This is a genomic window from Glaciecola sp. XM2 (genome assembly GCF_018595715.1).
Taxonomy (GTDB): domain Bacteria; phylum Pseudomonadota; class Gammaproteobacteria; order Enterobacterales; family Alteromonadaceae; genus Glaciecola.
In genome coordinates this window covers 147,018-160,821 of record NZ_JAHEOJ010000019.1, presented here as the reverse complement: position 1 = coordinate 160,821, position 13,804 = coordinate 147,018, and the positions used below count along the sequence as shown (strand labels likewise).

Sequence of the window (13,804 nt, the reverse complement as noted above, 5' to 3'; positions counted from 1 at the left end):
TAAATAACAAACCAACAGCAAGCGGGTTTAGGTCATGCGCTTTTTAGTCGTGGTCGTGGCGGGAGAATTTGCTGGTTCATCGGGCCAAAAATGTCGTGGGTAGCGCCCTTTCATTTCTTTTTGAATCTCTTTGTAGCTTCCCGCCCAAAAGCCAACAATATCTTGTGTGGTTTGCAATGGGCGCTGCGCCGGTGAGAGCAGTTCAAAGGTAATGGGTATGCGCCCTTTTAACAAACGCGGGTGGACATTCAAACCATACACCTCCTGCATTCTGACTGACACCGTCGCCGTGCCCTCAGCACTATACTCTATATTTACCTTGCGTCCCGTGGGGATGGATAATGCTTCGGGCAAGAGCTCATTGAGTGATTTCAATTCTGGGTAACTTAATCGTTGGCTGATTAATTGATAGAAATCGAGACGACTCAATGCCTGAAGCGTGGTTTTATCGATTAAATAGGGGAGTAACCATTCGTCGATATCCCTTTGCAACGCCTCTATCGATAGGCTTTCGCATATGCCCACTTCATGAGCATTGGCAATATGTGCGCGTGTAATCAGTGCTTGTGCGCGTCCACCTAACGGCAACCATTGTATTGAATTTTGCTCTATGAGCTTGCGCCACATATCAGCAACCACAACTTCAGACGGCTTCGCCAAAGGTGTTTTGTTGATGATAATCTTACCGAACATACTATGTTTGCTCGCACTGATTTTTTGTTTCTCATGTTCCCACACAACTTGTTCAGACTCGGTAAATAGCGACTCGAAGTGCTTCCTCAAGCTCGTTACCGGCACTGTTTGAGCATAGCGAATGCGAGCGTTATCACTTTGCTTGTCGGTGATTTGCATTAAGCCTATGGCTAACCAGTCGGGGGATGCACTTGCTTGCGTGTTCTGAATACGGGCAAGCATTTCATCCTCATCGGCTAGCGTCGCGCCGCTGCCATTGGCCAAGGTAAACCGCCCTTTTGATGCAGGTTTTGCAACCCAATCCACAAAGCCAAAGGCCAATAATAGCCCTGTATCTTCCAGCGGCCATGGATGAATAGGCACAGATATTTTTTTATGCCACTGGCGAATCAACTGCCATATGCTGTGCGTCTTTTGCGTTTGCAAAAACTGTAAGCGTAATGCGAGCTCAGCACTGCCATGCCCAAACATAGGATCTTTGCTCTCAAGGACTGCTGCAATCGCGCAGGCCATGCTCTGGTGTGCTTCGCTTAACGACTCGCTGCGAATTAGCATCACCGCTAGGTTAACGTCTGTGCCAAGCGCATGCACTTTTTTGCCTAAAGGCGTTAGCTTATCGGCGCTATCGAGTATGCCTAAGTGCTTCAATTTGTCACTCGCTTGTGCCTGTTGAGCGTTTGACGGCGGGTCGATGAGTGCTAAATCGGCAATTTGGGTTCCCCATACAGTAGCTTCTAGCAAGAGCGATGAAATGTCTGATTGCAAAATCTCAGGCACTGATTGTTTGGCAAGTCGGTGATGCTGCTCTTTTGGCCACATTCTGTAACAGGTGCCTGGCATCAACCGCCCTGCTCTCCCAGCCCGCTGAGTAGCAGACGCCTGCGATATTTTGTGCATGGCAAGCTGCATAACGCCTCTTCTTAAGTCAAAGGTCGCGCGCTTTTCAAGACCGCTGTCGACTACCACTTCTATGCCGTCAATGGTTAAGCTTGTTTCAGCTATGTTGGTGGCTAGCACGATTTTTTGCTCACCGGGTTCAGATGCCTCAAGTGCGCGCTGCTGCTCTTTCTTATTCAAGTCAGCGTATAACGGCATTACTTTTGCCGTTATAGATGATGAAGCGTTTAGCAGCGCCGCGGTCTTTTTAATCTCTAATGCCCCCGGCAAAAACACCAACCAATCTCGCTGATGCTCGCCAAACTTATCGATGACCAGCCGGCTAACGCGCTCAGCAACGGGCAGTTTACTTTCACCGGTGGCGTAATGAATATCTACATCAAACTGGCGGCCGTCACTTTGCAATACAGGCGTATTGGGCATAAACCGAGCTAAACTCTCAACGTCTAAAGTTGCCGACATGACAAGAATACGCAAATCCTCCCGAAGCGCTTGTTGCACCTCTAAACTCAGCGCGAGAGAGAAGTCGGCATGCAAATTCCGCTCGTGGAATTCATCAAAAATGATTAAACCTACGCTGGGCAGTTCACCAGACGACTGCAACATTCTTGTCAGCACGCCTTCTGTGACAATCTCAAGGCGAGTGGAAGGGCTAGTTTTGTTCTCACCCCGTATTCTGTAACCTACGGTTTCCCCGACTTGTTCTGACAGTTGCTGTGCCAAATATGCGGCAATACTGCGAGCGGCAATGCGTCGTGGCTGCAGCATAATAATTTTGCAATCACTAAACATTGGGAGGCTAAGTAGGTAAAGCGGCAAACACGTCGACTTCCCCGCACCAGGGGGCGCGATAACAATCGCATCGCCCACTAGCATTTGCTGCGCGAGAGGCTGAAAAATAGTTTCTACTGGAAGCACATTGCGTCTCAAATTGGTGTAAAGCTCAGAGGCTTATATTAACGACATCATAGCAAATTAGATTTATGGATGCTCTCTAGGCTATGGTAACCTTAATAAAAATTGAAGCGTCTATGCGCACGCTGTATTCAAACTGTGAAATACCAGATTGTGGTAGTAGTATGTTTATAGGCAAGGCGCTACTGCGCTTGATAGCATGACGGCACAAACTTCTGTGCAAAAACACCGATATACCGTCAATCCGTTTTAGCGATAGCAAGCTACTTAACCCTTTCGTTTTGTAATCTTTGGACCAAAATGTAATGCGCTCAAACCGTTTTCCAATGAATGAAGAGGCCAAGTTCAACTGGCGTATCTTAGGCAAGTTGTGGCCTTATTTAGCGGAGTTTAAAACTCGTGTATGGCTGGCGCTAAGTTGCTTAGTCGCCGCAAAAATTGCCAGTGTCACCCTGCCCTTCATTCTGAAGCATATCGTTGACAACTTGAATCTAGATACTGCAAAAGAGCAAATTATGGGCGTCATCCTCGCCCTTATTGTGGCGTACGGGGCATTGCGCTTGGCCAATGTGTTGTTTGGAGAAATTCGCGATACCCTGTTTGGAAGAGTAACCGAACGCGCTATGCGCCGATTAGGCTTAACCGTATTCCAACACCTTCATCGCCTCGACCTAGAGTTTCATTTATCACGTCAAACCGGCGGGCTTTCAAGAGATATGGAGCGCGGTACCTCAGGGATAAGCTTTTTGATGCGCTTTATGGTGTTTAACATCGGCCCGACCTTGCTCGAAATTGCTATGGTTGTGGGCATTTTGTTTTATAACTACGGCTTTACCTTTGCCACCATCATCTTGGCTGCGGTTATCATTTACGTGGTATTTTCAATGCGCGCCACCGACTGGCGCACCAAGTTTGTCAAAGAGCTCAATCAAGCCGACAACCAAGCCAACACTCGCGCTATCGATAGCCTTCTGAATTTTGAAACGGTACGCTACTTCAACAATGAAAAATTTGAATCCGATCGCTACGACGTAGGTCTTGAAACGTGGGAAACCGCAAGGCGTAAAAATCGTTTATCGTTATTTGCACTAAATGGAGGCCAAGCCTTTATCATTGCGCTGGCCATGACTTCAATGCTAGCCATGGCGGCATTTGAAGTAGCCAACGGCAACATGACCATTGGGGATTTTGTATTGGTCAACGCATTTACCATGCAAATTTTTATGCCCCTTAACTTCTTAGGTTTTGTTTATCGAGAAATCCGTGGTTCACTGACCAATATCGAAAACCTGTTTATGTTGCTCGACCGCGTACCTAAAATACAAGACCAAAGCAACAGTGCTGATATACTTGTTTCTAAAGGTGAAATCCGCTTTGAGAATGTGAACTTTGGCTATACGCCCCAACGAAAAATACTGTCAGATGTAAGTTTCACAGTGTCGCCGGGCAGTAAAGTAGCGGTTGTAGGCGAAAGTGGTTCAGGGAAGTCTACACTGGTGAAACTGCTGTTTCGTTTTTATGACTTGCAGGCAGGTAAGATATGCATAGACGGGCAAGCTATTAATGAAGTAACCCAAGACTCGTTGCGGGCAAACATAGGCATTGTGCCTCAAGACACCGTGCTGTTTAACGACACTCTATACGAAAATATCCGCTATGGCCGCCCAGATGCTAGCGAGGAGGATATCCAGCAGGCAATTAAGCTTGCCCATCTTGATGCATTTATTGCAAAACTGCCCGACGGCGATAAAACCCAAGTAGGTGAGCGGGGCTTAAAATTATCGGGAGGTGAAAAACAGCGTGTTGCTATCGCAAGAGCTATTCTGAAAAGACCACCAATCATGGTGTTTGATGAGGCCACCTCTTCACTTGACAGCCAATCAGAGCAAGCTATTTTAAGCGCCCTTAAAAAATTAGAGCAAGGTCATACGAGTTTAGTCATTGCTCATCGATTATCGACAATTGTGGATGCTGATCGCATTTTGGTCATGCATGACGGACGCATTATTGAAAGTGGCAACCATGATAAGTTGTTAGCCGATGATGGTTACTATGCAACCTTATGGCGTACGCAACAAAAGCAACAAAGCAAAAGCTGAATTCTATTTAGACGTACTGCGCGACTCTAGCCACGGCATAAATGCTTCTGCTGGCATTGGTTTGGCGAAGTAATAACCTTGTACATAGTGACAACCCAGTTCTAGCAAGGCTTCACCGTGCTCTTTGCTCTCTATGCCCTCTGCGATGACGCTGAGCTTAAATACTTTGGCAAGCTCAATGATGCCCTCAATAATCGCTTTATCATCAGCATCCACCAGCATATCGCGGACAAAGGACTTGTCGATTTTTAAGTATCTTACGGGTAGGCGCTTTAAATACACTAAAGACGAATAGCCGACGCCAAAATCGTCAATAGAAAACGTAACGCCTAAGGCTTTACACGATTCAATAATCGCTGATACCGCCTCTACATCATGCAAAGCACTGCTTTCAACAACCTCTAAATCAAGACTGTTTGCTTTGTAATTAGGATATTTATCTAAATAGGTTTTAAGCTGCGCAGTGAAATCGCCCTGCTGCAGGTGCAAAGGGCTAATATTGACGCTTACCGACAAATCTAAGCCCTGGGTCTGCCAAAAGTGAAGCTGTGCTAAGGCAGTCCTTATTACCCATTGCCCTACCCCAATGCATAAGTTGTCGCATTCAATCTCCGGTAAAAAATCAATAGGGAATAACAACCCTCGCTCAGGGTGATTCCATCGAATCAGCGCTTCAAGCCCCACCACTGTTTGCGTTCGTAAATCCACTTTTGGCTGATAATACAGTTCAAACTCTTCGTTATGTAACGCCATCGAAATGCGTGCTAACTTTTCATTTAAATGTTTTACCGCTACGTCGTTTTCAACGTCGAATACGTGATAGCAATTTTTGCCTTTTTGCTTTGCCAAATACATGGCTTGATCGGCATGGCGAAGCAGCTGATCTGGGTCACAGCTGTCTAATGGAAATATAGTGACACCGATACTGGCCGAAACACTTAATGTATGTCCATCGGCCTTAACAGGCGCAGAGACTGAACAAAGCATACGTGACAACACTGCGTCACTTTCGTGTGGATAAGAAAGATTGTCAATCACCGCGACAAACTCATCCCCGCCTATGCGCGATAAGGTGTCACCGTCTCTGAGCGCATGCTTGAGTTCGCCGGCCAGTTTTTTGAGTAGCTCATCACCAACATCATGCCCATAGTTATCATTCACGGCTTTAAAGCTATCAACATCGATAAAGGCAATCGCCACGTAGTTCTTTTTTCTCAGGCTTTTCACCATCGCTTGCTGCATTCTATCTGCAAGCAAATATCGGTTGGGTAGTCCTGTCAAAGGGTCATAGTGTGCGGAGCGCTGAAGGGCTTGATTCGCCACTTCAAGATTTTGATTAATCTGCTCTAGTTCACGTTGTGTAGCTTTTTGCTCGCTGATATCCTGAAAAATCCCCGTAAGACGAACTGATGCTCCATTTTCTTGCGTTACCACACACGTGGTACGAACATCGATTTTTCGGCCCTTTGTTGTGTAAGTTTCAAGTTCAAGATCATACCCTTTACCATGTTGAATCGCCTCATCTAAGGCCTTGGAGATCCTATCTTTTGACTCAGGTAAAAAATACCCTACGCCAGCGTCAACGGTGGGATTAAATTCTTCGGGACATGTATCGTGGATGCGGTAGGTCTCGTCGGTCCAAAATAGAATGCCCGTGATTAAATCGAGCTCCCAGCCCCCTACTTTTGCAACTTTTTGAGACTGATTGAGTAACTGACTGGTGATGAGCAGACTTTCTTCATTTTTATTTCTCTCATCAATGTTTAAATGCACCCCTATCATTCGCTCTGGCTTACCCTTATGCCACTCAACCACTTTACCCGTCGCCAGCACCCAGATATATGCGCCTGATTTGTCTCGCATCCTAAGTTCCGCTTCGTACTCTTGCGTTATACCATTGAAGTGATCATCTAACGCTTTTTGGGCCCTTTGGAAGTCATCTTTATGAAGGTTATCAAGCCATGCTTTGAATCCTCTAGGCTTTAGCTCCTCTTGTTCATAGCCTAGCATTTGCGCCCATTGCCGGTTAAAAGTTAGCTCGCCAGTTTGCACTTTCCAGTCCCAAACACCAATACCTGTGATGTTGATAATCAGTAATAAGCGCTCACGGTCGAAAGTATCAATATCGGAGAGTTTGAGGTCTTTTTGTGTCATTGACACTCCTGTTTACAAAGCCGTCTTCTTTGAAACTCTGTAAATTTTGATGAAAGCCTTGTTTACAAAGGGTTAACAAGGTCTTCTACACGGTAAATTAATTTTCGATTGTTGTAAATATTCGATACACCATGCCGATATAGTGTAATCACCATTAAAAGGTGAAATCGAGATGCAACATTCATCACACACATACTTAAGTAACAATAGGAATTCATTCCATGTATAAAAAAATGCTAGCAAGTGCGCTGTTACTATTCTTCGCCCAGTTTGCATTGGCAGAGATAGTGGTAGTTGTTCACCCGTCTAATGCCGACTCTTTGGACTCAAAAATGGTGCAACGTATATTTTTAGGTAAAGAGAAGAAGTTTCCAAACGGTAGCGAAACTGTCCCCGTTAACCAAAGCCCAGAATCCAATGTTCGCCAGGGTTTTGACCAAGACGTTTTAGGACGAAGCTCAAGCCAAGTCTCTGCATACTGGTCAAAACTTGTATTCACGGGCAAAGGCGTTCCACCTAAAGAGGTGAGCACCGACGCTGAGGTTATCGAACTGGTATCACAAAACCCAAGTGTTATTGGTTACATTGACCGCGCGTCTGCGACCGATGCCGTCAAGATTGTGGAACTATAAGGACAACACTAATGAAAAAATTAACGACAAGTTTATCAGTCTTGGCAGCATCAATGATGCTCATCGGCCAAGCACAGGCAGACCTACGCATAAACGGGTTTGCTAATTTCACGGGCGGTATAACGTCAAGTGATGACACACTCTATGGCTTCACAGATCGCGTTTCATTTGCAGATCAAAGCCTGTTTGCAGTACAAGTCAGTGGTGACATCAACGATAAAATGACGGCTACTGGCCAAATCATTGCGCGTGGTGCAAACGATTTCAACGCAGATTTTGAGTGGGCTTACATCAGCTATCAAGCAACGGATGATACTAGTGTGTCTGCCGGCCGTTTGAGAATGCCTTTATTCCGTTATTCAGCGTCTCTTGATGTCGGTTATTCGTATCACTGGATTGCTGCGCCGCAGTCAATCTATAATGTTCCATACAACAATATAGACGGCATACGCGTCGACCATTCTGGTTACACTGGGGGTTGGGATTACAACTTCCAAGCGGCGTTTGGTAGGATCGATAACGATTTTGTGCTAGCCGGTCAGCCAGGGCAATTAGCCATCGATAATGTTATCGTTGTAAACGGTGAGTTAGGTTATGAAAACTGGAAGTTCCGTGGTGTTTACGCCGCTGGAAAAACAAACTTCGACCTACCTGCTTTGGATCCGGCGTTTGCTCAGCTTGGTCAAATCTCACCGGAACTAAGTGATAAATTAGCGGCCAGTGATGATACGGGCACCTTCGTGGGCGCGAGCATTGAATATGATGCATTTAGCTGGTTTGTTGCAGCTGAATATACTGCTATTGAAATTGCAGATTCATTTTATCCTGATGAAGCTAACTACTATGTCACTGCAGGTATTCGAACTGGTAAATGGACTCCTCATATTACTTACGAAAAGTCTGACTTAAACGACGGTCCTAAGTTCTTGGATGAAGTTGCAAACTTCCCTGCACCTTTTCAGTTGCCGGTGACACAGCTATTAGTTGGTATCCAACAACCTGCTGCATCTGAAGATACTACTATCACTGTTGGCGTAAGATACGACTACGATACAAACATCGCAGTTAAAGTTGAGGCAACTCAGCAAACTAACGACATCACTGACGATGATGCAACTCTGTTACGTTTTGCAGTTAACTATATCTTTTAAAGATAAGCGAAACACCTAGGCGATAATTGCATCGCTGCACACATAAAAGCCGCCCCTTAATAAGAGGCGGCTTTTTTATTTTTAGCACTCCAATGCATTTAATGCTTGCCATTTGTTTACAAATTGTTAACGTTAGCAACACGAAATGTAAACGCTTTCATTTGAAAAGAGCACTAAATGTCAACACACGTTCATCAAGAAACCTTGCCCCAAGATAAGGTCCCTATTTCAAAGCGCATTATTTATGGCTTTGGTGCCTTTATAAACAATATGTTGGGAGCGGCCATTGGCGGTATGATGATTGTGTTTAATCTAGGTTTAGGCATGAACCCAGCGCTTGTGGGTTTGCTTAGTTCGCTACCACGTTTAACCGACGCCATTACCGACCCACTTATGGGGTATATCTCCGATAACACTCGCACCAAATGGGGTCGCCGCCGCCCTTTCATATTTTTTGGCGCAATACTCGCTGGACTGATTTTTGCGCTTATTTGGCAACTTCCAGACGGTAAGTCTGAGCAATTTTATTTTTGGTACTTTTTAGCAGGCTCTATGATTTTTTATTTAGCCTACACCATGTTTGCAACACCTTGGGTAGCCCTCGGCTATGAGCTGACTCCAGACTACCATGAGCGCACCCGCTTAATGGCTACCCAGAATTTTATGGGGCAATTGGCTTACTTCGTCGCGCCCTGGTTTTTGTGGTTCATGCAAAACGATCAGCTGTTCGACAACATGATTGAAGGCGCCGGCTGGCTCGCCATTATTATCGGAGCGTTTACAATTTGTGTAGGTGTACTCCCAGCGATATTTCTGATCGAACCAGAGCGCGTACCTTATGGCCTTCCACAAACAGGCAACGAGCAACCGAAAACCCTATCTGAGAGCGTCAAAGACTTTTTTAAAGGTTTCGCGATCACCGTACAATTTAAGCCATTTTTATATTTAGCTGGTGCTACGTTCCTTATCTTTAATGGTTTTATGATGATTGCCTCATTTCAATCATACGTCATCATCTACTACATTTTTGGCGGTGATACCGATTTAGGCTCTCAGTATGCGGGTAAAGCAGGTACCCTCGCCGCAGTCGCAACCTTTGTCGCCATAGCCACGGTTACTAAGGTCTCTACCTTGTATGGAAAACGAAAAGCGTTTTTCTTTGCCATTGGGCTTTCTATCTTCGGCTATTTATTAAAGTGGCCTACCTACAGCCCTGAAAACCCGATGCTGTTATTAGTACCAGTACCCTTCATTGCGTTTGGCTTAGGTGGTTTGTTTACGCTCATGGGCTCGATGGTCGCCGATGTGTGTGACTTAGACGAGCTCAATACTCACGAAAGACGTGAAGGCATGTTTGGCTCCATTTATTGGTGGGTAGTTAAACTTGGCATGGCAGCCGCGTTGTTAGCGGGAGGCTTTTTGCTCAACGCAACTGGCTTTGATGTTGCCCTAGGTGGTGCACAAAGCGACTACACTCTATTAATGCTGCGTGTTTACGATATTGTTGTTCCAGTGATCTGTTCTGCCCTTGCTATCTTGCTGGTATGGAAATACCCGATTACTGAAGAGAAAGCCCGAGAGGTAAGGGCTCAGCTCGAAATAGCGAAGGGTACGCAGCCTAAAGATGGTGAATGACATTGTTATATGCGTCCATAGTTAGTTTTGCAATATCCGCAGTGCTTTCTTGCATGTATGCGCACGTTTTAACCTACATGCATAAAGGCAGCAACATGCCATTGTTCGAGTAATATTGAACAAGCACTTGTCCCTCATCCTGCCTTATTATCTAAAACCGCTGGTTTTTTAACCAATACAGCACTAGACTTTAGTAGTGTATTTAACACTGCTGGAGGCACACATTGTCAAAAAGCCCCGCTTTTGAAGCCTCATTGTTGCGCTTTAAACAAGAGTTAACGCGTAATTTAGTGCTTGGCTTTTTTATTGTCTGCGTAATAGGCTTGCCTATTTCCCTGTCTCGCTGGTTCTCCATCGGTTTTCAGCCAATCTTTGTACATCACATTTTGATTACATTGATTGTTAGCGTGTGTTTTTTTAATCACAATAAAAACCACTTTAAACTCAACCTTGTCATTATTATTACGCTACTGAGTTCAATGATTGTTTCTGGCACTCTGTCTTTTGGACTACAAAGTGGTACCTTCGCATTCTCAGCGTTTTGCGCAGGTCTTATTGCTTTGGTCTGGGGCTTTCGCGCAGCTATTTCGTACGCGCTTGCCTATGGCGCATTCATCTTATGCTGTGGCTATTTATTTATTGGCGGTAACATCGCTTATGCTATTGAGCCAAATGCTTATAGTAATACCTTTAGCGCTTGGGCAATAGCCGCTGTTGGGACCAGTCTAGTGAGTATTTTCACCCTTATTAGCGCCAGACAATGCTATCTATATTGTAGTGATTTAATCGATGAAATAGAGCAAAACAAGCAGGACATGGAAGTATTAGCAAACACCGACAGCATGACCGGATACTGCTGCAATCGTTTATCGATGCCTCATCTATCTCAGGCAATCAGCGTGGCCGCGCGGGAAGGTACAAAAGTAGCCACGGTGTTTGTCGATTTAGACAATTTTAAGCAAATTAACGACGAATATGGACATACCGTGGGAGATTTGGTGCTATCTAGAGTCGCCAAGCGAATGCGAGGCGCATTGCGTGAAATTGATATCCCGTGTCGTGTAGGGGGGGACGAGTTTTTGTTTGTTCTACCTGGACTTCAGACGGCAGAAGAAGTAGATGCGATTGTTGCGCGGATTGAAGAGGTCTGGAAACAACCGATCGATGCGGCCGGCACTAAGCTTTATGTAAGAGGCAGCGTAGGCGTGGCTATCTATCCGGATGACGGGAAAACAGCAGACGCCCTGCGCACACGCTCAGATTTAGCGATGTATAGCACAAAGGCGCAACATCGAATTTGTGAGTCAAGCTGATACTTTCAGCCTAACTTTTTGCTTGTTTAAGATGATCGGCAACCAAAAACGCCATTTCTAGTACTTGGTCAGCATTTAAGCGTGGGTCGCACTGAGTTTTATACGCTTGCGCTAAGTCATCATCACTGATTTGATAAGCCCCACCCGTGCATTCAGTCACGTGTTGACCCGTCATCTCTAGGTGAATACCACCTGCATGGGTGCCCTCCGCACTATGCACGTCAAAGAACTGCTTTATTTCTTTTAAGATTGCATCAAAGTTACGGGTTTTATAACCGCTTGAAGCCTTGAAAGTATTGCCGTGCATTGGATCTGAACTCCACACAACATTACGCCCTTCTTGCTTGACACGACGCAGCAAGCGAGGCAAGTTCTGCGCAAGATTATCAGCGCCCATGCGGGTGATAAGGGTTAAACGGCCGGGCGAGTTTTCAGGGTTAAGCGCATCAATCAATGTAATTAATTCATCTTCTTGCATGGTAGGCCCAACTTTCACCCCGATAGGGTTGTTGATACCTTTGAAAAACTCTACATGAGCGTGGTCAAGCTGACGTGTGCGCTCACCAATCCAGAGCATGTGCGCCGAGCAGTTGTATGGCAAACCCGTAAGCGTATCAATGCGCGTTAATGCTTGTTCATAATTGAGCAGCAAAGCCTCATGTGACGTATACAAAGACGTTTCATGCAAGGCAGAAGTGTTTTGACTATTAAGGCCTATTACGTCCATAAACCCTAAGGTATCTTCAATGCGAGTCGCCAAATCTTGATAGCGTTCTTTAAGCGGGTTGTTTTCTAAAAACGCCATGTTCCATCGATTGACCTGATGCAAATCTGCTAAACCGCCTTGTGCAAAGGCTCTCAGCAAATTCAGCGTTGACGCACTTCTGTGATAAGCATCTAGCATGCGCGTCGGATCTGGCTCTCTTGCTTCTTTGGTGAACTCAAAACTGTTAATGATATCGCCGCGATATGAAGGCAAACTGACGCCATCGATAGTCTCGAAGTCACCTGAGCGAGGTTTTGCATATTGACCAGCCATGCGAGCTACTTTTGTGACGGGACTGCGCCCGGCGAAAGTCATGACCACAGCCATTTGTAATATCACTTTAAAGGTATCGCGTATTTTGGGGGCATTGAACTCATCAAAAGATTCAGCGCAATCACCACCTTGCAGTAAAAACCCCTTTCCTTGGCACACTTCACCTAGTTGTTTGTAGAGTTGACGAGTCTCTTCTGCAAATACAAGGGGAGGATAGTTGGCAATTATCGCCTCTACCTCTTTTAAAGCTGCGAGATCGTTGTAATGCGGTTGTTGTAAGATGGGTTTTTCGCGCCAACTATCTGGGGTCCACTGACTCACTTTTGTTCCTTTTGTACGGTTATATTTTGCCTAGTAATGATGCGCCAATAAAGACTTTCGTCATCGTTCAGGCTAGCATCACATTCATATTCGGGAGAATATCATATTTGCGGAGTTTAGGCGTCTGGCTGGGCAATTAAATAGCTTTTTTCACCATTTTCGCTCTTTATTTTGGTAAAACGCTGCTGATACAAACCTTCGACGTTTGATTGCGTTAATACATCAGAGGATTTACCGGCTTCAATCACACGTCCATGAGAGAGCAAACAAGCGTGCGTTGCATAGTGCATGGCTTGATTCACGTCATGATGGCTCATTACTAGTAAATTGCCTTTTTCTCGCAGCGCTTCAAACAGGCTCAGCACTTCAAATTGATGCTTTACGTCAAGTTGCTGCAGTGGCTCATCGAGTAAAATAAGCGCTTTCCCCTGCTCTATCATTGGCCACACTTGCATTAAGTTTCGCGCAAGGTGAACGCGCTGTTTTTCCCCCCCTGATAGCTTATCGAAGTCATGAGTCAACAATAAGCTTAGCTCGAGTTTGCTTTCAATTAGCGCGGGAAGGGCATCAATAGATGTAAAAAAACGTAATAACTCACTCACGGTGATTGAAAATGCACTGCTGTAAGCCTGTGAAACTAAACACCTTACACGCGCTAGTTCGGCAAACGTATGAGCCTGCAAAGATTCGTTATTCAGTGCAATACCGCCGTGATATTGATGCTCGATGCCTGCTACAAGGTTTAACAACGAACTTTTCCCCGCGCCATTTGCGCCTAGCAGCATCCACCAATGGCCTTGCTGCATTTGCAATGACACATCGTGTAATCGAGCGTCTAAGGTAATGTTTGAAAGTGATAGCACCGCAGGCCTCAATAGTTAACACGCAGCAAAAAAGGGAAGCCGCATGAGCGTGGAGAACATCAACAGCGTTAAATTAAACGCTGGCACATATG

9 protein-coding genes are annotated in these 13,804 nt (G+C 45.4%); 5 read left to right on the top strand and 4 right to left on the bottom strand.

Annotated elements, in window-relative coordinates; translation table 11 throughout:
* Positions 1–27 precede the first annotated feature (27 nt).
* Positions 28–2,508: an ATP-dependent helicase HrpB gene (gene hrpB, locus KJ365_RS04555; protein ID WP_214450447.1), complete on the bottom strand. Its 2,481-nt coding sequence runs from the start codon at positions 2,506–2,508 to the stop codon at positions 28–30.
* 302 nt (positions 2,509–2,810) lie between these two features.
* On the opposite strand from hrpB, the gene KJ365_RS04550 reads away from it, so the two are divergent.
* On the top strand, positions 2,811–4,604 hold the full coding sequence (locus tag KJ365_RS04550; RefSeq protein WP_214450446.1) for an ABCB family ABC transporter ATP-binding protein/permease: 1,794 nt from the start codon (positions 2,811–2,813) through the stop codon (positions 4,602–4,604).
* 3 nt (positions 4,605–4,607) lie between these two features.
* Here the strand turns inward: KJ365_RS04550 and KJ365_RS04545 are convergent, their stop codons facing one another.
* Positions 4,608–6,758 carry a bifunctional diguanylate cyclase/phosphodiesterase gene (locus KJ365_RS04545; RefSeq protein ID WP_214450445.1) on the bottom strand — a complete coding sequence of 717 codons (2,151 nt, stop codon included), beginning with the start codon at positions 6,756–6,758 and terminating at the stop codon, positions 4,608–4,610.
* 221 nt (positions 6,759–6,979) lie between these two features.
* Between KJ365_RS04545 and KJ365_RS04540 the strand changes: the two genes are divergently transcribed.
* The 4 genes from KJ365_RS04540 to KJ365_RS04525 all read left to right on the top strand — a co-directional run bounded on the left by KJ365_RS04540 (position 6,980) and on the right by KJ365_RS04525 (position 11,489).
* A complete protein-coding gene (locus KJ365_RS04540; RefSeq protein WP_214450444.1) occupies positions 6,980–7,390 on the top strand; it encodes a type 2 periplasmic-binding domain-containing protein in 411 nt (136 codons plus the stop codon).
* Between the two features lie 11 nt (positions 7,391–7,401).
* Complete coding sequence (locus tag KJ365_RS04535; RefSeq protein WP_214450443.1) at positions 7,402–8,541, top strand: porin; 1,140 nt, start codon at positions 7,402–7,404, stop codon at positions 8,539–8,541.
* 177 nt (positions 8,542–8,718) lie between these two features.
* Positions 8,719–10,176, top strand: a complete 1,458-nt coding sequence (locus KJ365_RS04530) for an MFS transporter (protein WP_214450442.1) — start codon at positions 8,719–8,721, stop codon at positions 10,174–10,176.
* 224 nt (positions 10,177–10,400) lie between these two features.
* Entirely contained in the window at positions 10,401–11,489 is a 1,089-nt protein-coding gene (locus KJ365_RS04525; RefSeq protein ID WP_214450441.1) for a GGDEF domain-containing protein, read from the top strand.
* A 10-nt stretch (positions 11,490–11,499) separates the two neighbouring features.
* On the opposite strand, the gene KJ365_RS04520 is transcribed toward KJ365_RS04525, so the two are convergent.
* Positions 11,500–12,849: a class II 3-deoxy-7-phosphoheptulonate synthase gene (locus KJ365_RS04520; protein WP_214450440.1), complete on the bottom strand. Its 1,350-nt coding sequence runs from the start codon at positions 12,847–12,849 to the stop codon at positions 11,500–11,502.
* A 116-nt stretch (positions 12,850–12,965) separates the two neighbouring features.
* Entirely contained in the window at positions 12,966–13,712 is a 747-nt protein-coding gene (locus tag KJ365_RS04515) for an ABC transporter ATP-binding protein (RefSeq protein WP_214450439.1), read from the bottom strand.
* Between the last annotated feature and the right edge of the window lie 92 nt (positions 13,713–13,804).

Coding starts and splice junctions, on each gene's coding strand:
- KJ365_RS04545 (WP_214450445.1), bottom strand. CDS start 6,758: ATGACACAAAAAGACCTCAAACTCTCCGATATTGATACTTTCGACCGT.
- KJ365_RS04540 (WP_214450444.1), top strand. CDS start 6,980: ATGTATAAAAAAATGCTAGCAAGTGCGCTGTTACTATTCTTCGCCCAG.
- KJ365_RS04530 (WP_214450442.1), top strand. CDS start 8,719: ATGTCAACACACGTTCATCAAGAAACCTTGCCCCAAGATAAGGTCCCT.
- KJ365_RS04550 (WP_214450446.1), top strand. CDS start 2,811: ATGCGCTCAAACCGTTTTCCAATGAATGAAGAGGCCAAGTTCAACTGG.
- KJ365_RS04535 (WP_214450443.1), top strand. CDS start 7,402: ATGAAAAAATTAACGACAAGTTTATCAGTCTTGGCAGCATCAATGATG.